The organism is Azospirillum soli, assembly GCF_017876165.1.
Lineage (GTDB): Bacteria > Pseudomonadota > Alphaproteobacteria > Azospirillales > Azospirillaceae > Azospirillum > Azospirillum soli.
In genome coordinates this window covers 454,766-477,233 of the sequence record NZ_JAGINQ010000002.1, presented here as the reverse complement: position 1 = coordinate 477,233, position 22,468 = coordinate 454,766, and the positions used below count along the sequence as shown (strand labels likewise).

The following is a 22,468-nucleotide window of genomic DNA, read 5'->3' as shown; positions in this document are numbered from 1 at the left end:
ACGCGGTTTCGTCCCACGCCCGGCCGGGGATATGGCGTTCTCTTTGGTCGTATGACCAACAGACTTAAGAGAACAGCATATGACCTTAAGGTCAATAGCCTGACGACCCAGCTCGGGCTTCGTTGCAGAGGAAACAGTCGGGAGCGGCAAAAGAGCCACGCGATGCTGCGGCGCACATGTCTCATGTGCGTTGCGAATGAGCATCCGCTTCCGGCGGCATGCGCATCATCGAGAGAGGTACGGCGCTTTGACAAGCCCTAGACGAAAGGTCGGTTATGGGACCGCGACGGTCGCGCGCACCGGCAGATGGTCGGACGCGCGGCGGGTCAGCACGGTGCGCACCACCTCGTAGGCGGGGATGGTCAGCCCGCCGTTCACGTAGATGCGGTCGAGCCGCAACGTGGGCATACGCGCGTGGAAGCTGCGCGGGCTGGCCCAGTCGGGGAAGGCCTGCGCTAGCCGCTTCAGGCGCGGGGAATTGGGCGCCCATTCGTTAAGGTCGCCCATAAACAGGGTCGGCAGGTCGGGCCGCTCGGCCACCTTGTCGACGATGACGCCCACCTGTTTGGCACGCTCCCACGGGTCGAGGCCGAGATGGGCGACGATGATGCGCACTGGCCGCCCCTCCACCTCCACCAGCACTTCGAGGCCGCCGCGCGGCTCCCGCCGGCCGATGCTGAGGTCGATGAAGGAACTGCTGCGCACCGGCAGGCGCGTCAGGATGGCGTTGCCGTAATGGGCGCGCTCGTTGTGCTTGGTCGGGCCGGCGTGGGCCGTCAGCCCCGTGGCCTTTTCCAGGAAGGCGAACTGGTCGAGCCCCGATTCGCCCCGGTGGTGCCAGCCGACCTCCTGAAGGCCGATCAGATCGACGTCCAGATCCTTGATGACCTGGGCGATGCGGTCGGGGGCGAAGCGCGCGTCCAGCCCGACGCAGCTGTGGATGTTCCAGGTGGCGATGCGCAGCGCCGCCATGCCTTCGGGCACAGTCCCCATGCGCCCGTCGAAGCGGCGCTTGGGGCGGCGGGCGCGCGCGGCGCGCAGTGCGGCGGCGATCCGCTCGACACGCTCTCGGCTGAATCGGATCACGGCTTGCCGCTCCCCCTCGTCTTCTTCATCACAGCGTTGCCAACCCAGCCAAGCCCCAGCGCCACAGCGGCCACCGCCGCGAGCAACGCCACCTCGCCAGAGGTCGGTTCAGTCAACACCCGCTCAAGCTGATGGCCCAGCAGGTTGAAAGCAATGATGCCGGGCATCATTCCCAGCATGGTCCCGATCAGATAGTCCAGAAAGCGAATTCGGGAAGCCCCCGCAACAAGGTTGACCACTGTGAAGGGCGCCACCGGCACCACCCGCACCCCCACCACGGTCAGCACGCCGCTGTCGCCTAGCCGCTGGCTGACCCGCCGCACCAGCGCCCCGCCGTAGCGCTCGATGGGTTTGCGCCCCAGTCGCCGGCCGACCCAGAACAGCACGGTGGCCGAGGCCAGCGCCCCGCCCATCGCGGTCGGCACGCCCCACCACGGCCCCATGACGATGGCGGTGGCAGCAATCAGCAGCATCAGCGGGAACATCACGAAACCGCCCGCCACGTAGAGAAGAATCAGCCACAGCGGCCCCAGCGCCACGCCCTGCAGCCGCCCCATGGCGTCCATCACCACATCCAACTGCGCCCAGTCCCGGAGCGGGGTGTGATTCCACAGGCCCCAGAATCCGACCACCATCAGCAGGATGGCGAACAGCGCGATCCAGTGGTGGCGGCGCGGAATGCGCGAAGGCAGGAAACGCAGGACAAGCTCCGTCGGATCGACCGGCCGTTCCGGGTCGAAGACGCGAGCGTCGGCCACGGCGGCGGCCAGCGTGCCGGGCTCCGGGTCCTCCAGCGGCTTCAGCGTCCGTCCGTCGGAACGGCGCAGCGTCTCGATGGTCCGGATCAGGGAGCCCCGGCGGCGCAATTCCGCCGCGACGCTTTCCGGCGCGACGCCGAGATGTTCGGCGATCAGCCCGTTGCGCACGTCGGCGATGGCGTGGCGCACGGCGCGGCTCTCGGCCCGGCTCTCGGCGCCTCCCTCGGCGCCATGCGGGGCCTCGATCGCCAGATCGCACTCGCTGTCCAGGCCCATGGAGCGGTTGTTCAGGTTGGCCGAACCGATGCGCAGCAGCCGGTCGTCCACCACCATCACCTTGGCGTGCACGGTGATGCAGGCGCCGCCGTCGGTCAGCGCGACGTAGAGGCGGAAGCGCCCGTGCCGGTCGGCCTCGCGCAGTTCGCGGGTCAAACGGGCGCGGGAGCCGAGCATGACGGTGTTTTCCAGCCAGCTGGTCGTGCGCACCGGGTTGACCACCACCACCTCCGGCCCATCGGGCTCGGCCAGCCGCGCCTTGATCGCGTCGGCCACCGCGACGGAGGCGAAATACTGGCTTTCCAGATAGATGAACCGGCGGGCTGCCGCGATGGCCTCGACGTGCAGCGCCTCGACCTCGCGCACCTCGTCGCGGCCGTTCCAGCGGGGATCGGTGCGGGCGATGCCGACGCCGATGCCGCGCGCCAGCGGAGTCAGGTTCGGCGGCCAGGGATCGGGTTTGGGCCGGTCCGATTTGAGCCGTTTCAATCCGAGCCGCTCGGGCTTCATCTCGCCCGGCGGGGTCAGCGTGCAGCCGGTGGCGCGCCGCCAGCGCTCGCGGAACAGGTCGCCCAGCGCGCGGGCGGCGTCGCCGTCCACCGCCATCATCACGTCGTGAAAGGGCTCGTAGGGCGCTCCGTCCGGTTGGCGGCGCAGCGGCTCGTCGGCGCGGTGGGCACGGGTGTCCCAGCGGTTGGCGGTGATGTCCAGCCCGCCGCAGAAGGCCAGCTGGTCGTCGACGATCAGCATCTTCTGGTGATGGCAGGCGCCGGTCGGGTGGTCGCTGTCCAGCCGGTAATGCAGGCGCGGGTGGCTCAGCCAGTTGCGCAGGAACAGCGGCTGCGACCAGCGGGCGAGGTCGAAAAGCTCCGCATAGTCCCACTTCAGCACATGGATGGTCAGATCGGGCCGGGTGGCGGCCAGCCAGTTCAGCAGGTTGCCCAGCCGGTCGGGACGGCGCGGCCGGCGCATCTGCGGTGTCAGACGGATGCGCGCGTCGAAATCCCAGGCGGTCAGGTAGATGCTGCGCCGCGCCCGGCGCATCGCGGCCTTGGCGACGGCGAAGTAATCCTCCGCATCGACGATCACCCCGACGCGCTCGGCCCGCTCCACCCGCCAGCAGTTGCGCCCCGGCACCAGGATCGGCGATGCCTGGGCCGGAGCCGGTTCCGGCGGAAGGAAGCGGCGGGACGGATCGGGGGCGGGGACGAGCATACGGGCGGGCCAAACGGAATCGTGAGCGTTCGGGAGGGATAACAAACGTCGCGCCCGTCCCTCCCCGCCCCCCGCCGAGAGGCGAAATTTCATTGCCCGACCGGCACCAACCTGCGTACCGTCAGGGCACCTCCTTTTGGTGAAACCTCATCTCCCGCCGATGCTGAGCTTTACCGCACGACGGTTCACCGCCGCGGTACCCGCCCTTGCGCTGTTCGCCCTGCTCGCCGCCGTCGCGGCCGAGGCGACCGGGCACGGCTGGGCAGAGGCGCTGGGGGCGATGGTCGAGGCCCTGCCCCTGACCGTCGCGCTGACCGTTCCGGCCCTGGCGATGGGAACCGGGATCGGCGCGCTCCTGGGCTTGAGCGCCGGCCTGCGCCCGCGCTCCCTCGCCGGATGGGCGGGGATGCTGTTGGGCGGAATCGGCCCTGCGGTGCCCGCCTTCCTGCTGGCGGCGGTCTTCGCCGCCCTGATGACGGACAGGTCCTTCACCCTCGTTCTCGCCTGGACGGCGCTGGCGGTGGCGCCGGCCGCGCAGGCGGCGCGGGTTGCGCGCCAAGCCTTGGACGGGGCGCTTGACGGCAACATGATTGATGGCGGCGCGATCTTCGCGGCCCGCGGACGCGGCCTCAGCAACAAGGCGGTGTTGTGGCACCACGCCGTGCCGCTCGGCCTCGCTCCGGTGGCGGGTGGCCTGCGGAGCCCCGTAATCACCGTGGTGGCCGGCGCGGTCGCGGTGGAGGGCCTGTTCGCGCTGCCAGGGGCCGGACGGCTGTTTCTTGAGACGATGCGGGCCGGCGACGCCGGAACGGCGGTCGCGGCGCTGGCCGGGCTGTGCGGGCTGACCGTGCTGCTGAACGCGGCCGGCGCGGTGCTGCACGGCTGGTTCGACCCGCGCTTCCGGACGGCGTGAGGGCGGCAACATGCGGAGCCCGGCAACCGACACCCCCTGGCACATGGCTTCCCGCCGCCTGACCGCGCACCGGCCGGCGGTGGCGGGGCTTGCCGTGCTGGCGGCCTTGGCGCTCGCCGTTCCGGCCGCGCCGCTGCTGGGGGGCGGTGTCGTGGCGGATGCGTTGTCCGCCGGGCAGGGAAGCCTTGCCTTCGCGCTGCTGGCCGGGCTGATCGGCGGCGGGGCCGGGGTGGTGTGGGGAACGCTCGCCGTGGCGCTGGGACAACGCGCCGAGCGGGCGATGATGAGCCTCGCGAACCGGCTGATGGGCTTGCCGTTGGTGCTGGGGGTGCTGCTCGCCTCCGGTCTGGCCGGGCGCGGGCTGGGCCTGCTGGCCGGCATGGTCGCGCTGACCGCCGCGCCGGCCGTGGCCGTGCTGACCCAGGGAGAGCTGCGCAGCCTGCTCCGCCGCGAGTTCCTGACGGCGGCCCAGGCGTCCGGCCTTTCCGGCCGCGCCATCCTGCGCCGCCACATCGCACCCAACGCAGCCTTGCCTCTGGCCGCCGCCGCTTGGACCGCCCTGCCCCGCGCCCTGGCGGCGGAGAGCTTCGCCAGCCTGCTCGGCCTCGGACTGCCCGACGGGGTGCCAAGCTGGGGCGGCCAACTGGCAACCGCCGTCCGGCTGGGCGACCCGCTGGCCGTGGCGCCGCCGGCCCTGCTGCTGGCGCTGTCCCTGTGGTCGCTGTGCGCCATCGGCGACGGACTGCGCGCCGCCGCGGGAGGCCGCCCGTGAGCACGCCGCTTCTGGAAGCCGAGGCGCTGTCCATCCACACCGGCCGCGACATCCTCCTCGACCGGCTGAGCTTTGCCGTGAATCCCGCCGAGGTGCTGTCCATCACCGGCGCGGCAGGGAGCGGCAAGACCCTGCTTCTGCGCACACTTGCCGGGCTTCCGGCGCCGGGCGCCTGGATCGAGGGAGAGGTCCGCGCCCAGGGCCGCCGCCTGCTGGTGACGCAGGACGGGGCGTTGACCCCGCACCTCACGCTGGGGGCACAGTTCGCCGAACTGCTCGCCCACCATCTCGGGCTGGACGAGCGCGCCGCGCGGCAGCGGGCCGTCGCGGCGCTGGAGCACCTGCACGTTTCCGCCGCCGCCCGCCGGCTGGCGCTCTACCCCCATGAACTGTCGGAACCGATGCGCTGGCGCGCCGTGCTGGCCCTGGCGCTGGCCGCCGAACCCACCGTTCTGCTGGCCGACGCGCCGGCCGCCAGCCTCGACCCCACCCTGCGGGCGCGCCTGCTGGACGAGCTGGCCGGCTGGGCACGGGAGACCGGCGCGGCCCTCGTCCTTTCAGGGCGGCCGGAGGACGGCGTGACCGGCCCGGCGACCCGCGCACTGAATCTCGACCGGGGCCGCCTGACCGAATCCACGCCCCCCACTGAAACCGCCGTCAACGGCGAGGCGCCCCCGCCCGGCCCGCCGATCCTGTCGGTGCGCGAGCTGCGCGTTGCCTTTCCGCTGGGGCGGACGTGGCGCGGTGAGGATCGCTGGCTGACCGTCGTGGACGGTCTCAGCTTCGGTCTTGCCGAGGGCGAGATTTTGACCCTGCTCGGCGAATCGGGCAGCGGCAAGTCGGTGCTGGCCCGCGCGGTGCTGCGGCTGGTGCCGCCGGCCGGCGGGCAGGTCGCCTGGATGGCGCGGGACTTGGCGACCGCCCCGCCGGAGGCCATGCGCCGGGCGCGCCGCGACTTGCAGATGCTGTTTCCCGACCCAGCTGCGGCGTTAGACCCCGGCCAGACCATCGGCGCGCAGTTCGACGAGACGCTGGAGGCTCTGCGCCCCGACATCCCCGCCGCTGGCCGCGCGCGCGTGATCGGCGACACCCTGCGCGAGGTCGGACTGCCGGACTCCGTGCTGACGCGCTTCCCCGCCACCCTCGCTCCCCTGGAGGCCGCCCGCGCCGGCCTTGCCCGCGCGCTGCTGCCGGGACCGCGCCTCCTGGTCTGCGACGAGCCCGCCGCGACGCTGAGCGGTGTGGAGCGGGAAACCTTCCTGACCCTGCTTCTGGAACTGCGGCGGACCCGCCGCCTGTCCCTGCTCCACGCCACGCAGGACGCCGATACCGGCTTGCGCCTCGGGCACCGGGCGCTGGTGCTGCTGTCCGGCCGGGTGGTCGAGGAGGCGGATTGCGCCACCCTGGCCGCCGACGCCCGCCATCCTTACAGCCGCGCGCTGATCGCCGCCGCCGAGGCTCGCCGGCCCGCCTTGCACGGCGATCCTCCGTCCGCCCTGCGCCCACCGAGCGGTTGCCCGTTGCGCCTGCGTTGCCCGAGGGCGCGCGATTACTGTGCCCAGGCCATACCCCCGTTGGACGAGGTTAGTCCCGGCCATCGGGTGGCCTGCCACTACTGGGACACGAACGGGTCCGATGCAGCATAACGGCGCTCGCTGATCCCGGCGTTTCTCCGTTGCTACTCCCCTATTCACGGACGGCGCCGGTCTGATAGGATCGTGTGCATGGCCTTTACCACGCGACGCCGCCGATGACCGTGTTCCAGCCTATGGAGGCGGAACTTGCCGGGCTGGAGTTCCTGGAAGGTCTGAGCACGCCCTTGTGGCTGGTTCGCTGGGATCGCGGAGCACCGCCCGGAAAAACGGTCTGGCTGAACCCGTCGGCCCGCACCTTCCTCGACCTTTCACCCAGCGCCCCACCGGCGGCGATCCGTCTGGAGAACACGACCGAGTTGCAGCGCGCGCTGGAGACCGCCGCCTCCGGCCACCGGACCGAGGCGCGCGTCATCTTCACCGTCGATAATGCCCCGCCGCTGGAGGTGGAAACCCGGCTGTCGCCGGCGCCCCGCTCCGCAGACCTGATCCTGATCGAGGCCCGGCCCGACAGCGCCGTCCGCCAGGAGGTGATGCGCCTGACCGAACAGCTGGTCGCGCTGTCCTACGCCTATCCCGACATCCGGTTCGAGCTGCAACGCGACGGCACCATCCTCGACTTCGCCGCCGTCAACCCGACCGACCTGAACGTGCCGGCCGAGCGCTTCCTGAACCACCGCGTGCAGGAGGTGCTGCCCGAACCGGCGGCCGGTCTGGTCGCGGCGGCGCTGGAGCGGCTGAACGGGGGCGAGACGGTCACGGGCCTGGACTTCACCCTGCCCGCCCTTCCGGGTTCCCTCTCCAACGGCGACAAGTTCTTCGAGGCGCGGCTGGTCGCGCTGATGGACGGCCACCGCATCCTGTGCAGCATCCGCAACGTCACCGAACGCGTGCTGGCCGAGCGCGGGGCGCGGCGCGCCCACGACCTGCTGGTGGACGCCATCGAGTGCATCACCGAAGGCTTCGTCCTGTACGACGCGCAGGACCGGCTGGTGCTCTGCAATTCCCGCTACCGCGAGCTGTTCGCCGCCAACGCCGACCTGACCACCCCAGGAACGCCGTTCGAAACGGTGCTGCGCGAGGGCGCCAAACGCGGTCTTTACGGCATTCCGCCGGAGAATCTGGAGTCCTGGATCGCGCGGCGCATCGCCCAGCACAGCAACGCCGGCCCGCCGCTGGAGGTGCAGCTTCACAACGGGCGCTGGCTGCGCATCGAGGAATGGCGGACGCATGAGGGCGGCATCGTCGGCATCCGCGCCGACATCACCGACCTGAAGGCGCGCGAGGCCGAGCTGCGCGCCGCCCGTGACGAGGCGGAACGCGCCAACCAGCGCAAGTCCGACTACGTCCATCATCTGAGCCACGAGCTGCGCACCCCGCTGAACGCCGTGCTGGGCTTCTCGCAAATCATCCGCGACGAAGTGATGGGGCCGAACAACCCGCGCTACCGCGACTACGCCGGGCAGGTCGCGGCGGCCGGCGTCTACATGCTGGACCTCATCAACAACCTGCTCGATCTCGCGAAGATCGAAGCGGGGCGGATGACCCTGAACGAGGAAGCCTGCAACCTGTCCCTGCTGGTCGATCTGACCTTCGGCATGATGCACCCAAGGGCGGCCGAGGCGGCGGTGTCCCTGGTGATGGACATCCCCGACGATCTGCCGAGCGTGCACGGCGACGCTTCGCTGATCCGGCAGATGCTGACCAACCTGATCGCCAACGCCATCAAGTTCGCCCGCCCGTCGAACGGCCGCGTCGTGGTGCGCGCCGAACTGACCACTGATGGCGGAATCACGCTGAGCGTTGCCGACAACGGCATCGGCATGGGCCCGGAGCAAATCCCCCAGGCGCTCGACGCTTTCGGCCAAGTGCACGAGCGCACAGTGGCGACCGAGCGCGGTTCCGGCCTCGGCCTGCCGCTGACCCGCGCTCTGATCGCGCTGCACGGCGGCGAGTTCCGGATCGAGAGCGAACCGGGTGTCGGAACGACCGTGTTCCTCACCTTCCCCGCCTCACGCGTCGGCGCGGTGGAGGAAGGGGCGTTGGGCGAAGGGATTTGAGCCGAAGAACTGATTCTTCACGGATTTCGCGGATTTGAGCACGGATTACACGGATTTTTTTATCCGGCTTGCCCGGTTCGAGCCGAACGGAAGGCGACCACTGCACAAGACCAAACAATCCGTGAAATCCGTGTCCCAATCCGTGAAATCCGTGAAGACTTGGTACTCCCCCCAGAAACGCAAAACGGCCGCGCGCACGTAAGGTGCGGCGGCCGTCCACCCGCAGGAAAGACGGGTTTCCTCTTTTACGAGGAGCGTCCCGTTCAGGCAGCCTTGCGAACCGTGGCGGCCTCGGAGAAGATCTTTACGACCTGCTCGACGAAGGCGGCCAGCTCGTCATGGCCGAGCGCCGTAATCGTAACGTTGTCAACCACCAGAGCTTCGTCGCTCGGCTTGCCGCCGGCTTCTTCCAGCTCGGCGCGGAACGCCTCCGGAGCAGCCAGCTGGCGGCCCTTCAGCTTGCCCGGAATGGCGAGCAGCTGAATGCCATGATCGATGGCCCCGATCGGCTTGTGGGCGTCCAGGAAATGGCCGACGATGCGGCGGGTGTGCGCGGACTTCTGGAGCTTGGCGACGCTGCGCTCGCCACCCGGCAGCAGCAGCATGTCGTAGTCGGCGCCCAGAACTTCGCCCAGCTGCTTGTCCACCGGGAAGTAATGGCCCCAGGACTTGCCGTGCCAGCCGTTCACCAGACCCTGTTCGGTCGAAATCGTACGCAGAGTGGCGCCAAGCTTGAGGAGAGCCCGCTGCGGCTCCGTCATCTCCAGTTCCTCAAAGCCGTTGGCCACGAGAATGGCAATGCTCTTTCCTGCGAGGGGTTGATCCATACTGTCTTGTCCTTTCATCGTTCAACCTATAATCGCGGGCCGACGCATGACGCATAAACGTCTGCACGCCGCGCAAAAGCTTCGCGCGGCGACGGGACCCGCCACCGGTCCTCATCTGGGGAGTGCCGGTGTGGGGGCGTTCAAGCCCCTGATCGGTTTGTTTTGAGCATGGAACACAAGTGGCCCCAATGAGGTCCCAAGTCAATGCCTTATTCCGCGATGCAGCGGAGGGTTGAACAGCGCGAACCGACCCAGCAAAGCGGCGTTTTTGCGGCTGCGTTCAAGACTTAACGGGCGGCAGCCCCGCACCGGAGGCATGGCAACGCAGGTCAGCCATGCTGCCATGTCACAGCTTCGTGGTGACAAAAAAGCGGCCGGGGAGGGAAGTCCCCGGCCGTCTTAAGTCGAATAGCGTCAGCCGTTCAAAGAGATCCGGCTCGCACACCGGATCGGGTACCACCGGCCATCGGATGAGGTCACCCGATGGCCGGAACTCAAGAGCCGATCAATGGAACTGGTCGGCCTCGGTCGAGTCCTTGTACGCGGTGGTCGAGGACTGACCGCCGGAGACCGCCGTGGCGACCAGATCGAAGTAGCCGGTGCCGACTTCGCGCTGGTGCTTGGTCGCGGTGTAGCCCTCGGCCTCGGCCTCGAACTCCGCCTGCTGCAGCTCGGAGTAGGCGGCCATGCCGCGGGCGGCGTAGCCCTTGGCCAGCTTGAAGGCCGAGTAGTTCAGCGAGTGGAAGCCGGCCAGCGTGACGAACTGGAACTTGTAGCCCATGGCGCCCAGCTCCTGCTGGTACTTCGCGATGGTCGCGTCGTCCAGGTTCGCCTTCCAGTTGAAGGACGGCGAGCAGTTGTAGGCGAGCAGCTTGCCCGGGAACTCCTTGTGGATCGCCTCGGCGAACTTGCGGGCGTCGTCCAGGTTCGGCTTGGAGGTCTCCCACCACAGCAGATCGGAGTACGGCGCGTAGGCTAGGCCGCGGGCGATGCAATGCTCGACGCCAACGCCGGTCTTCAGGCGGTAGAAGCCCTCCGAGGTGCGGCCGGCGTCGAAGTCGATGAACGGATGGTCGCGCTCGTCGATGTCCGAGGTGATGAGCTGCGCCGACTCCGCGTCGGTGCGGGCGATCACCAGGGTCGAGGTGCCGCAGACGTCGGCGCCCATGCGGGCGGCGTTCAGCGTGCGGATGTGCTGCTGCGTCGGGATCAGAACCTTGCCGCCGAGGTGGCCGCACTTCTTCTCGGACGCCAGCTGGTCTTCCCAGTGCACGCCGGCCGCGCCGGCCTTGATCATGGCCTTCATCAGCTCGAAGGCGTTCAGCGGGCCACCGAAGCCGGCCTCGGCGTCGGCGATGATCGGCGCGAACCAGTAGGTGTCGCCCTTGCCCTCGGCCGTCTGGATCTCGTCGGCGCGCTTGAAGGTATTGTTGATGCGCTCAACCACGGCCGGGACCGAGTTGGCCGGATAGAGGCTCTGGTCCGGGTACATCTGGCCGGCCAGGTTGGCGTCGCCGGCGACCTGCCAGCCCGACAGATAGATGGCCTTCAGGCCGGCCTTGACCGCCTGCATGGCCTGGTTGCCGGTCAGAGCGCCGAGCGTGTTGATGTACGGCTCGGTGTTCAGCAGCTCCCACAGGCGCTGGGCGCCCAGCTCGGCGAGCGTGTACTCGATCTTGATCGAACCGCTGAGACGCTTGACGTCATCCATGGTGTAGTCGCGCTTGATGCCTTCGTAGCGCTTGGCGCGGAGAGCGGCCTTGGTCTTTTCGTCGAGCGACATGGGGTCGGTTCCTCTTCTATCCGTGACGTCCGCGCTGCTTTACAGCGCTGCCATGCACCGAGAGTTAAAACGACCTTTGACGCGTTGCAATAAGCCCTTGTTTGTAAAAGGGTCGGTTTGTAAACTACTGTCAGCAACTTCCTGTAAATCAGTAAATTTTGTAAAGGCGCAACGGTGGCGGCGATGGACAAGAAGGCGATGCTCGGGCCCAAGGTCCGGCGCCTGCGCCGGGACCATGGGTTGACCCAGGCCCAGATGGCCGAACAGCTCGGCATCTCCCCCAGCTACCTGAACCTGATCGAGCACAACCAGCGCCCGGTCACCGTGCCGCTGCTGCTGAAGCTCGGCCACAATTTCGGCGTGGATCTCCAGGCCTTCGCCGAGGACGAGGAAGGCCGGCTGGTCGCGGGCCTGCGCGAGGTGTTCGCCGACCCGCTGTTCGACGGGTCCGACATCAAGAACCAGGACTTCCGCGAACTGGCCGCCGTCGCGCCGACGCTGGGGCAGGCGGTGGTGTCGCTCTACCGCGCCTTCCGCAATTCGCGCGACGACCTCCAGGCGCTCGCCGAGCGGATGGCCGACCGCGACAAGCTGCACCTCGTCCAGAACGTTTCGTTTCCGCAAGAAGAGGTGCGCGACCTGTTCCAGGCCGCCTCCAACCACTTTCCCGACCTGGAAGCCGCCGCCGAGGCGCTGTGGGAGGAAGGCAAGCTGGAGAAGGGCGACCTGTACCGGGGGCTGGTCGATTACCTGCTGAACAACCACAGCGTCCGCGTGCGGCTGCTGCCGTCCGACATCATGGGCTACGCCGTGCGCCGCTTCGACCGGCACGGCCGGCGCATCCTGCTGTCGGAGATGCTCGCGCCGTCAGGCCGCAATTTCCAACTGGCCTGCCAGATCGCCCTGCTGCGCCACCGCGAGTTGCTGAACCAGATCGTCGAGAGCGCCAACCTTTCAGGCGACGAAGCGCGGCGGCTGGCCCGCATCGGCCTTGCCAACTACTTCGCGGCGGCGGTGCTGATGCCCTACGGCCGCTTTCTGGAGGCGGCGAACCAGAGTCGTTACGACATCGAAATCCTGCGGCGGCGCTTCGATGCGTCCTTCGAGCAGGTGTGCCAGCGCCTGACCACGCTGCAACGGACGGGTGCGCGGGGCGTGCCCTTCTTCCTGATGCGGGTGGACAGCGCCGGCAACGTGTCCAAGCGCTTTGCCGGCGCCGGCTTCCCCTTCGCGCGCTTCGGCGGCGGCTGCCCGCGCTGGATCGTCTACGAGGCGTTCCGCACGCCCGGAAAAATCCACAGCCAGCTGTCGCAGATGCCCGACGGCACGACCTACTTTTCCATCGCCCGCACGGTGGTGAAGGCTGGCGGCGGCTTCCGCAGCCCGCCGCAGCAGTTCGCCATCGCGCTGGGCTGCGATGCCCAGCACGCGGCGCAGATCACCTATGCGGATGGTTTCGATCTCGAAAACACCGAGGCGGCGACCCCTATCGGCGTGAATTGCCGGCTGTGCCCGCGCCTGGACTGCTCGCAGCGCGCCTTCCCGCCGCTGAATCACCGGCTGATCGTGGACGAGAACCTGCGTGGCCTCAGCCCCTACCTTTTTGCGCCGCCGACCGGGGAAACACGGTAACTCTTTGTGATATCGAAAAGCCATAGCAAAATTGTTGGTATGAATTAGTGGCTTGTTGACTATTTCCTTGTTAATGAGACGTGCTGCAATGCGGCACGGCCACCCGTACACTTGGCCCACCCGAACATCTGGCTTCGAAACGGACCTGCGGATCCCATGAGCAACCTGTTTCAGGAACGCGTCCTGCGCGTTCACCACTGGACCGACACGCTGTTCAGCTTCACCACCACGCGCGATCCGTCCTTCCGTTTCGATCCTGGCCAGTTCACGATGATCGGCCTTGAGGTCGATGGCCGCCCCCTGCTGCGCGCCTACAGCCTGGTCAGCGCCAATTACGAGGACACGCTGGAGTTCTTCTCCATCAAGGTCCAGAACGGCCCGCTGACCTCGCGCCTCCAGCACTTGAAGGAAGGCGACACGCTGCTCGTCAACCGCAAGGCGACGGGCACGCTGGTCACCGACAACCTGCTTCCGGGCCGCAACCTGTACATGCTGAGCACCGGCACGGGCCTCGCCCCGTTCCTCAGCATCATCAAGGACCCGGAGATGTACGCCCGCTTCGACAAGGTCGTGCTGACCCACACGACCCGCACGGTGGGCGAGCTGGCCTACAACGACATCATCTCCAATGTCCTGCCGGAGAACGAGTTCTTCGGCGAGGATGTGAAAAACAAGCTGATCTATTACCCGTCCGTGACGCGCGAGCCGTTCCGCAACCAGGGCCGCATCACCGACCTGATCCGCAGCGGCAAGCTGTTCAGCGACATCGGCCTTCAGCCCTTCGACCGCGAGGTCGACCGCGTCATGATCTGCGGCAGCCCGGAGATGCTGGCCGAGACCAGCGGCATCATGGACGAGCTGGGCTTCAAGATGGGCCACAACGGCGAGCCCGGTCATTACGTGATCGAAAAGGCCTTCGTGGAAAAGTAAGCCGGAAACCGCGGCCCAAAAAATTTCACGGGGAAAATTCCACGGGGAATAATTTCGGCAGGGATGCGTTGACCTGACGTGACGATGGCACGTCATCAATCCTTGACCGGACCTTGAAGGGCGCGCCTCCTGCCGGAGGCGCGCCCCTTTCCGTTCAAACCCACCCCCGTTTCGTGTAGACATCCTGCCCATGCGCATCCTCACGATCCTCGCCGTGCTCCTGCTGGCCGGCCTCGCGAACCTCGCCGTCTGGTCCATTCCGAACCGGCCGGTGCCGCTCGACCCGCCGCCGGGAGGCAAGCTGAAGAGCGTGTCCTTCGCGCCCTTCCGCGACGGGCAGAGCCCGCTGACCCAGACCTTCCCCTCCGTGGCCCAGATCGAGGAGGACTTGGTGGCGCTCGCCCCCCAGGTGGCCGGCGTGCGCACCTACACCTCCCTGGAAGGGCTCGAGGTGGTGCCGGAACTGGCGCGCAAGCACGGCATCCAGGTCACCATGGGCGCGTGGCTGTCGTCCAAGCCGGAGAAGAACGAGAAGGAGATCGCCTCCCTCATCGATCTCGCCAACCGCTATCCGGACGTGATCACCCGCGTGATCGTCGGCAACGAGGTGCTGCTGCGCCGCGAGCTGACGCCGGAGCAGGTCACCGGCTACATCGACCGCGTGAAGGCCGCCGTGAAGCAGCCGGTGTCCTACGCCGACGTGTGGGAATGGTGGCTGAAGTACCCGCAGATCGCGGATCACGTCGATTACCTGACCATCCACCTGCTGCCCTATTGGGAGGACGTGCCGGCCGGCGTGGAGGGCGCCACGGAACGCATCCGCAGCTCCTACCGCACCATCGCCCAGCGCTTCCCCGGCAAGCCGATCCTGGTCGGCGAGACGGGCTGGCCGACCTCCGGCCGGTCGCGCGGCGCCGCCGTGCCGGGCCTCGTCAACAAGGCGAAGTTCGTCAACGGCTTCGTCCGCCTCGCCCAGCAGGAAGGCTTCGACTACAACGTCATCGAGGCGTTCGACCAGGGCTGGAAGGCCAAGCTGGAGGGCACCGTCGGCGGCCACTGGGGCCTCTACTCCGCCGACCGCGAGGCCAAGTTCTCGCTCGCCGGCCCGGTGGTGGAGACGAAGACCTGGCCGGTCCTGTTCGGCATCTCCTCCGCGCTCGGCATCCTTCTGGTCGCCGGCCTGACCCTGCGCGGCCGGCCGCTGACCGCCGGCGCCTTCGCCGCGCTGGCCTTCCTGGCGCAGGGGCTGTCCACCCTGTTCGTCCACGCGGTCCACGCGGCGATGCACGGCAAGCACTACATCCAGGACACGACGCTCGCGGGCGTCATGCTGGCGCTGACCGCGCTTCTGGCGCTGACCGTGCTGCTGGCCGCCCGCCGCGCACTCGGCACCGGGGCGCTGGCGCTGGAGCCGCTGGCGACCCTGCGCGGCCGTCCGGCCCTGTCGCACACCGAGGCGCTCGGCCGTTTCGCCGCCGTGGCGCTGGCCGTGGCGGCGCTGATCTGGTCGTTCCTGATCGTGTTCGACGGCCGCTACCGCGACTTCCCCAACCCTTACCTCGTCGTCCCGGCCTTCGGCCTGCTGGTTCTGGGCGCCATGCGCGCCATGCGCCGGCCGGAGGGCACGGCGGCGCTCGGCGCCTTCGGCATCGGCGCGCTGTTCCGCCCGGCCATGCCGGTGGCCGACATCCCGGCGCGCAGCCTGTGCGCGGCCGTTCGCCGGTTGCCGGTTGAATCGGCGCTGGCCGGCGCCCTGCTGCTGGGCGCCGTGCTGACCGTGCTGGCCGAGGGCTTCGTGCCGCTGGAATCGCTGATCTACGGCCAGCTGCCCTTCCTGGAGGCTCTGCACGAGGTGGACTGGACGCAGCCGAACCTGGAGGCGCTGGCCTGGGCCGGCTTGCAGCTTCTGCTCGCCGTGCCCTACGCCGCCTCCGTCCTGGCGGCCCGTGTTCAGGAACCCTCCCGCGCCGGCCAGTGGGTGCGCGTGGCGGGGGAGTGAGCCTCCAATCCCCCTCTCCCGGCAGGGGCGGGAGAGGGGGATTTTCGTTACGCCACCCGTTTCCCCTTCCCTTTTCCCTTCCCCTGGTGCTCGGCGCCCTGATGTTTGGCGGTCCAGCGTTTGGGGTCGTGGAGGAAGGCGTGGATTTCGCCCTGCGCCTCGCCGTCCAGGTAATGGCCCTGGTTGACCATCTCCAGCACGTCCCACCACGTCGCCAGCGCGTGCATGGTGATGCCGAGCGGGGCGAGGTGTTCGTGGATCTCGTCGAAGATCCCGTACTGGAACAGCACGAACAGGTCGCGCACGTCGCAGCCCGCCTCCTTCAGCGGGGCGGCGAAGCGGACCTTGCGGTGCCCGTCAGTGGCCAGTTGTTCGACCAGCAGGACGCGCCAGCCGCGCTCAACCCGGCCTTCGATGCGGTGCTTGTACTCCTGCCCTTCCGGCGGCTCCTTGCGTACGAAGATGACCGGCAGGTCCAGCCGGTCGGCGATCAGCGTCGCCCAGGCCACACCCGCCCCTTCCGCCGCCGCGATGGCGTCCAGTTCGCGGGCGCCCACCTCCTGCTCGATCATGCGCACGGCGAAGTCGAGCACCTCGTTGCGCACCGCCGGGTAGGAGAGCAGGCGACGCCCCTCTACATGGACCGGGCTGACCAGCCCCGACCCGTGACTGCACAGATGGTCCGGATCGTACCGGACGCATCCCGTTTCGATGATGTGACGGGCCACGGTCAGCGCCCCTTCGCGCGACTCGATGTCCCAGGCGTCCGGAATCATGCCTTCCCCCTTCGTGATGCCTCTGTCGTGATGAGACGGCGCCCCATTCGGGCAGGGTGCTCTGTCGGCTTTGTCCCCTGATTGACTCGCCGATGGACGATTGCCGCAATCCCCCCACCCGCTTGAACGAACAAGCTTTGGCGGTACCCCGAACGTCGCGCGCGCGTTCGTTGCCGACGCCGGGACAACATCCGACGCAGCGGAACGTTGCGCGCCCTACGTGTCGCACCTGGGAATGGTTGACAATCGTCGCGTGCCAAGCGGAAAAATGGTTCGCGAGTGTGCATATGCGTTCGGAACCGGGCAGGCGGGAGCAGCATTCATGGCGGACATCCAGGACGACAGCGACGACCTGCTGTTCGCCGATGAGGATGCAAAGGACTCCACGCCCAACGGGCGCGCGGCGACGCCTTGGAAAATCCTGATCGTCGACGACGATTACGAGGTGCACGCGATCACCCGCGTGGTTCTGGGCGACGTCATCTTCGACGACCGCCCCCTGCGATTCCTATCCGCCCATTCCGGCGCCGAGGCGCGCGAGCTGCTGAAGGCCCACGCCGACATCGCCGCCGTCCTGCTGGACGTGGTGATGGAGACCGACGACGCCGGCCTGCGCGTCGTCCGCTTCATCCGGGAGGAGCTGGGCAACCGCCAAGTCCGCATCATCCTGCGCACCGGCCAGCCGGGCCAAGCGCCGGAGCGGCAGGTCATCGTCGCCTACGACATCAACGACTACAAGGCGAAGAGCGAGCTGACCGCGCAGAAGCTGTTCACCGCCACGGTGGCGGCGCTGCGCTCCTACCAGCACATCTCCACCATCGAGCAGAGCCGCCAGGGTCTGGAAAAGATCGTGGACGCCGCCGCCACCCTGTTCGAACAGCGCTCGCTGAAGCAGTTCGTGGAGGGGGTGGTGCACCAGATGGGCTCGCTGCTGTCGGGCGCGCAGGGCTCCTTCCTCTGCACCCTGCGGGACGACGAGTACGACGGCCATTTCGACGCCGAGGTGCTGGCCGCCTCCGGCCTGTTCCAGGGGGCGGTCGGCCGTCCGGTGCGCGCCGTCGTGCACGAGGCCGTGTTCAGCGACGTTCAGACCGCGCTCCGTAACCAGCGCAGCGTCTACCGCGACGACTACAGCGTCGTGGCCTTTCGCTCGCGCAACCACACGCCCAGCGTCATCGCCATCTGGGGCCATGGTCCGTTGTCGGACATGGATCGGCGACTGGTCGAGATTTTCTGCGGCAAGGTCGCGGTCGGCTTCGACAACGTCTTCCTGTACGAACAGCTTCGGCTGGCCCAGGCGGCCACCGTCCACGCGCTGGGCAAGCTGGCCGAATACAAGGACGAGGTCACCGGCGACCACGTCAAGCGCATCGGCCGCTGGGCCACCGCCATCGCGCGGGAGCTTCAGGCGTGCGACACCTTCGGCACGCTGGTGGACGACCAGTTCTGCGAGCTGATCGGCATGGCCAGCATGCTGCACGACGTGGGCAAGGTCGGCATCCCCGACAGCATCCTGCGCAAGCCCGGCAAGCTGGACGCCGACGAGATGCGCCAGATGCGCGAGCACGCCTCCATCGGCGGGCGCATCCTGCGCGACGCCTCCGGCGCGGTCGGCGGGCGCAGCTACCTGACGCTGGGCGCCGAGATCGCCGAAAGCCACCACGAGAAGTTCGACGGTTCGGGCTACCCCAAGGGCCTGTCGGGCGACGCCATCCCGCTGTCCGGCCGCATCGTCGCCGTGGCCGACGTCTACGACGCGCTGCTCCACCGCCGCCCCTACAAGGAAGCGTGGGACCTCGACGCCGTCATGGACCTGATCCGCGCCGAGGCCGGCAAACATTTCGACCCGCGCGTGGTCGATGCCTTCGTCACCGTGCTGTCGCGCGAAGGCGTGCTCGAACCTGCGGCGTGATGCTCATAAACTCTCACCTCTCTGGCCCTCACCTCTCTGGAGAAAGAGAGGTTTCCTTCTTCGTCAGCCCCCGCTCCTCGAACTCCTCCTCCACCTCCTCCTCGACCTTGCGTTCGATCTCGCTTTCCAGGCAGTCGGCGGTCTTGGCGGCGATCTTCTCGAAGCCGTTCTTCACCCTCGCCAAGTCCTGCTCGGACCGTTCCTCCAGGTTGATCAGGTTGTTGCGCGCCGCCTCGGTGGCGCGGATCAGCTCGTCCAGCTTCAGCTGCACCGCCTGGGTGTCGCGGTTCTGAGCGTTCTGGATCAGAAACACCATCAGGAAGGTGACGATGGTCGTCCCGGTGTTGATGACCAGCTGCCACGTGTCGGAGAAATGGAACAGCGGGCCGGTCACCGCCCACAGGATGACCACGCCGAGCGCCAGGACGAAGGCTCCGGGGCGTCCGGTCTGACGCTCCGTCCAGCGGGCGAAGCGGAAGAAGAAGGCGTGGAACATGACGCGGTGCTTTCCGGTGTGAACTCACACACCGGAAACACTGCACAGCCTCAAATGTTTCTCCCGGTCCGCGCGAAAGGGGTAATCAGGAGCCCTGGCTCTCAGGACCCCTGACTCAGGGCCTCGGCAAGCGCGCGGTCCGGATGGCCGCTGCCGACGACCAGCTGCATGGCGCCGGTCGGGACCTCGACCCCCAGTTCGTCGAAACGCTTCTTCATACGGCGGTTGAACTCGCGCGAGACGCCCCATTGCTTGGTCGGGCGGGTCTTGAAACGCGCCGTGATGAGCTGCGTGGAGTCCTGCTGGAACTTGTCCAGGCCCATGACCTCCAGCGGCACCAGGATGTCGGGCGCGAACTGCGGGTCGGTCTGAAGGCCGGTGCCGATCTCCTTCAGCGCCGCGATCACGCGGTCGGGGTCCTCGCGGTAGGACACGCGCACCTCAAACAGGGCGTAGGAGAAGTCCTTCGACATGTTCTTGACCGTGGTGACCGAGTTGAACGGCACCGAATGGATCGCGCCGGACGCGTCGCGCAGGCGGATGGAGCGGATGGACAGGGCCTCCACCACGCCGGAATGCCCGCCGCCGACATCCACCACGTCGCCGATGGAGATGCTGTCCTCGAACAGGATGAACAGGCCCGTGATGATGTCCTTGACCAGGGTCTGGGAGCCGAAACCGACCGCCAGACCGACCACACCGGCACCGGCCAGCAGCGGCGCGATGTTGACGCCCAGCTCCGACAGGGTGATCAGCGAGACCATGGTGACCAGCACCACCAGGAAGGCGTTGCGCAGCAGCGGCAGCAGCGTGCGCACCCGCGCGCTGCGCTCGATGCGCGTGCCGTTGCGGTCGGTGGAGGCCAGGAAGCGTTCGATCAGCGCGCTGACGATCTCCCACGCCACCACGGCGCCGACCAGCAGCAGCGCGATGGACACAGCACTGCCGACGATGCGCCGGCCGAGCGGGATTTCGGTCCAGGCCAGCGTGTCGATGCCCCAGCCGTAGAGGATCATCATCAGGGCGACGACCCAGATGACCGTCTTCACGACCCGGTGCAGGATCGGGATGTAGAGGTTGGCACGCTCCTGCAACTGCGGCAGAGCGGCCTGCGTCTCGGCCCCCATGCGCAAGCCGCGCCGCAACGCCCGGTTGATGCCGTTGACCAGCAGCCGCGCGACCACCGCCACGGCGATGGTGGTGCCGGTGGCCCGCGCCAGATACTCGAACCCGCCATAGACGTTCAGCACCCAGACGCCGAAGGTCACCACCACGTAGATGATGGCCAGCACGTGCCAGATGTCCGCGAAGCGCCGCCGGGCGGAGCGCAGCACGGCCCCCTGCCCGTCGGCCTCCCGCGCTTCCGTCGACACGGGATCGCCGTCGCCGGACAGTGGGTTGCCGTGCATCCATTCGGCCACGGTGCGGCGGTTCTGGAGAATCAGCGCGATCAGCATGCCGGCCAGCGCGAGGCCGAGCAGCTTCAGCAGCGCCCCGTACGCGCCGAGCGGCAGGCCCAGCACATAGGCGCCCTCGGCCATGAAGTAGCCGTAGACGCCAACGGCGGCGAGACGGCGAATCCACACGTACAGCCGCACGGTGTTGGCATCGCCCATGCGGATCAGCCGCAGGTTCGGCGCGTCCGGGGCGATGACCATGCGGACGACGACCAGCAGCACCTGCAGGATCACCGTCGCGTTGATGATGGCGAGCGCCACCAGCCGCACGCGCGGCCCCGGCTCGCTGACCGACAGTATGCCGTAGCCGACGACGATGAAGGCGGCGATGGGCGCCAGCTCCAGCAGCGCGCGGCCGAACAGCAGCGGCACCCGAACCAGCGTGTTCGGCGCCCCGCGCGCGGCCAGCGCCCGGCGCGGGCGGGCGAGCAGCCACATGACGAAGCGTTCGATGATGCCGCCGGCCACCAGGATCATGGTGAGCTGGATGCCGATCTGCGCCCAGCGGTCGCGGGCCGAGGGATCGTCGACCTGCCGTTGCAGCCACTCGGCGGCGCCCGGCAGATCCTTGAACACGTTGGCGACCTGGACGAGCTGGTGGCTCAGCACGTCCATGCGTTCCGCCAGGAAGGACAGCGCCCGCGCGCCGATGGTTTCCGGCAGGGACTCCACCGCCACTTCCTCGGCCTTCGCCTGGTCGAGCCCCTTCTGCGCCGCGATCAGCGCCTTCAGCTGCTCCACCAGCCGGGCGCGGGCGGCCGGGTCCTCCAGGGTCGTGACCATGGCGGCCAGCTGCTCGGCCGTCGGCTCCGCCGAAGCGGCCGGTTCGGCGGCCGGCGCCGGAGCCGTCGGCATGCCGACCGGTGCGCTGGGTACCGGACCGGCGGCCAGCGCTGGCACGGCAAGGCTCATGACCAGAAGCAGCAGGATGGCGGCAAACCCGCCGATCCCCAACCCACCCAGCCAGGGGGTGCGTGCGCGAAGCATCCGTGTCCTATCCGTTTTTTCAGTATCTCGCGGGACAGGGAAGGTAGCCCGCCCCCTTCCGCTTGCCAACCCGAGGCCTTTCAAACCTTTTTGAGACGACCTGGACGCAGTCACCGTGTCCTTGGGGAAAACCGGCACGATCATCTGTGCTAACCTGCGTTCATCCGTGTCCCCAATCACTGCGCAGCGCGAGGACGCCATGGCCGATGAGACCGAGGACGAGATCGGGAAGGACGGAACGATTCGCGAAAAGCTCGTCGCCACCAAGGAGACGTGGGCGCGCGAGGGCCGGGGTCTGACCGGCACGACGGCCGACCCGGCGCGCGACCGGCTGCCGCCCGGCCAACGGCTGGTGGAGGACTGGCCGGTGCTCGACCTCGGCATCGTGCCGCGCGTGACGACGGAGAACTGGACCCTGACCGTGGACGGGTTGGTCGAGAACCCGATCGCGTGGCGCTGGGAGGACTTCCAGGCCCAGCCGCAGAAACGCTTCGTCTCCGACATCCACTGCGTCACCACATGGTCGCGCTACGACAACCATTGGGAGGGCGTCAGCACCCGCCATCTGCTGGCCATCGTGAAGCCGAAGGCGGACGCGCGCTTCGTCGTCTGCCATTCGTCGGACGGCTACACGACCAACCTGCCGCTGGACGCCTTCGCCGAAGAGGACGCGTTGCTCGCCACCCGCTGGGAAGGCCAGCCGATCAGCCGCGACCACGGCGGTCCCGTCCGGGTCGTCGTGCCCAAGCTGTATTTCTGGAAGAGCGCCAAATGGGTGAAGCGCCTCGAACTGGTTGCAGAGGATCGGCGCGGTTACTGGGAGGTGCGCGGCTACCACAACGAGGCCGATCCCTGGAAGGAAGAACGCTATTCCGAGTAGCGCGGCAACACTCAATCGGCACGGCGGATTGGCCGCGGCCCTGCGGCAATTCGCTTCCTTGAGGTTGGGGCTTGCGCCAGATCATTCCCTTGTTCCGCAAAGCTGAATAAGCGGTAT

At 68.2% G+C, this 22,468-nt stretch carries 16 protein-coding genes; 9 read left to right on the top strand and 7 right to left on the bottom strand.

All coding sequences use genetic code 11. The annotated features are described in order from the left end of the window. Positions 1–273 precede the first annotated feature (273 nt). Complete coding sequence (locus J2852_RS05290; RefSeq protein WP_209871983.1) at positions 274–1,086, bottom strand: endonuclease/exonuclease/phosphatase family protein; 813 nt, start codon at positions 1,084–1,086, stop codon at positions 274–276. Continuing rightward, the gene (locus J2852_RS05285) at positions 1,083–3,335 is read right to left on the bottom strand and encodes a VTT domain-containing protein (protein ID WP_209871980.1); all 2,253 of its coding nucleotides are present in this window, start codon (positions 3,333–3,335) and stop codon (positions 1,083–1,085) included. Before J2852_RS05285 ends, J2852_RS05290 begins: the two co-directional genes overlap by 4 nt. Positions 3,336–3,474: 139 nt before the next feature. Here J2852_RS05285 and J2852_RS05280 point away from each other — a divergent pair, with 139 nt between their 5' ends. From J2852_RS05280 to J2852_RS05265, 4 genes are all read left to right on the top strand, one after another. Then, positions 3,475–4,248 (top strand): ABC transporter permease subunit, encoded by a 774-nt coding sequence (locus J2852_RS05280; RefSeq protein WP_209871977.1) that lies wholly within the window; start codon positions 3,475–3,477, stop codon positions 4,246–4,248. Positions 4,249–4,258: 10 nt separating this feature from the next. After that, the gene (locus J2852_RS05275; protein ID WP_246499296.1) at positions 4,259–5,020 is read left to right on the top strand and encodes an ABC transporter permease subunit; all 762 of its coding nucleotides are present in this window, start codon (positions 4,259–4,261) and stop codon (positions 5,018–5,020) included. Next, a complete protein-coding gene (locus J2852_RS05270) occupies positions 5,017–6,666 on the top strand; it encodes an ABC transporter ATP-binding protein (RefSeq protein ID WP_343206682.1) in 1,650 nt (549 codons plus the stop codon). Before J2852_RS05275 ends, J2852_RS05270 begins: the two co-directional genes overlap by 4 nt. Before the next feature lie 104 nt (positions 6,667–6,770). Then, positions 6,771–8,672 (top strand): sensor histidine kinase, encoded by a 1,902-nt coding sequence (locus tag J2852_RS05265; RefSeq protein WP_209871972.1) that lies wholly within the window; start codon positions 6,771–6,773, stop codon positions 8,670–8,672. A gap of 263 nt (positions 8,673–8,935) precedes the next feature. Here the strand turns inward: J2852_RS05265 and J2852_RS05260 are convergent, their stop codons facing one another. Continuing rightward, positions 8,936–9,499, bottom strand: coding sequence for a DJ-1/PfpI family protein (locus J2852_RS05260; RefSeq protein WP_209871970.1), 564 nt, complete (start codon positions 9,497–9,499; stop codon positions 8,936–8,938). 505 nt (positions 9,500–10,004) lie between these two features. Further along, a complete protein-coding gene (gene aceA, locus J2852_RS05255; protein WP_209871968.1) occupies positions 10,005–11,282 on the bottom strand; it encodes an isocitrate lyase in 1,278 nt (425 codons plus the stop codon). Between the two features lie 183 nt (positions 11,283–11,465). On the opposite strand from aceA, the gene J2852_RS05250 reads away from it, so the two are divergent. From J2852_RS05250 to J2852_RS05240, 3 genes are all read left to right on the top strand, one after another. Continuing rightward, the gene (locus tag J2852_RS05250) at positions 11,466–12,914 is read left to right on the top strand and encodes a helix-turn-helix domain-containing protein (RefSeq protein ID WP_209871966.1); all 1,449 of its coding nucleotides are present in this window, start codon (positions 11,466–11,468) and stop codon (positions 12,912–12,914) included. A 156-nt stretch (positions 12,915–13,070) separates the two neighbouring features. Beyond that, positions 13,071–13,844, top strand: a complete 774-nt coding sequence (locus tag J2852_RS05245; protein ID WP_209871964.1) for a ferredoxin--NADP reductase — start codon at positions 13,071–13,073, stop codon at positions 13,842–13,844. Between the two features lie 190 nt (positions 13,845–14,034). Continuing rightward, on the top strand, positions 14,035–15,843 hold the full coding sequence (locus tag J2852_RS05240) for a glycoside hydrolase family 17 protein (RefSeq protein ID WP_209871963.1): 1,809 nt from the start codon (positions 14,035–14,037) through the stop codon (positions 15,841–15,843). 47 nt (positions 15,844–15,890) lie between these two features. On the opposite strand, the gene J2852_RS05235 is transcribed toward J2852_RS05240, so the two are convergent. Then, positions 15,891–16,619 carry an orotate phosphoribosyltransferase gene (locus J2852_RS05235; protein WP_209871961.1) on the bottom strand — a complete coding sequence of 243 codons (729 nt, stop codon included), beginning with the start codon at positions 16,617–16,619 and terminating at the stop codon, positions 15,891–15,893. A 322-nt stretch (positions 16,620–16,941) separates the two neighbouring features. On the opposite strand from J2852_RS05235, the gene J2852_RS05230 reads away from it, so the two are divergent. Then, positions 16,942–18,531: a response regulator gene (locus J2852_RS05230; RefSeq protein ID WP_209871959.1), complete on the top strand. Its 1,590-nt coding sequence runs from the start codon at positions 16,942–16,944 to the stop codon at positions 18,529–18,531. Between the two features lie 28 nt (positions 18,532–18,559). Here the strand turns inward: J2852_RS05230 and J2852_RS05225 are convergent, their stop codons facing one another. Both J2852_RS05225 and J2852_RS05220 read right to left on the bottom strand, forming a co-directional pair. Beyond that, complete coding sequence (locus J2852_RS05225) at positions 18,560–19,027, bottom strand: low affinity iron permease family protein (protein WP_209871957.1); 468 nt, start codon at positions 19,025–19,027, stop codon at positions 18,560–18,562. Between the two features lie 101 nt (positions 19,028–19,128). Then, positions 19,129–21,471 carry a mechanosensitive ion channel domain-containing protein gene (locus J2852_RS05220; protein ID WP_209871955.1) on the bottom strand — a complete coding sequence of 781 codons (2,343 nt, stop codon included), beginning with the start codon at positions 21,469–21,471 and terminating at the stop codon, positions 19,129–19,131. Positions 21,472–21,670: 199 nt separating this feature from the next. On the opposite strand from J2852_RS05220, the gene J2852_RS05215 reads away from it, so the two are divergent. Next, positions 21,671–22,351: a sulfite oxidase-like oxidoreductase gene (locus J2852_RS05215; protein WP_209871953.1), complete on the top strand. Its 681-nt coding sequence runs from the start codon at positions 21,671–21,673 to the stop codon at positions 22,349–22,351. The last annotated feature ends 117 nt before the right edge of the window (positions 22,352–22,468 follow it).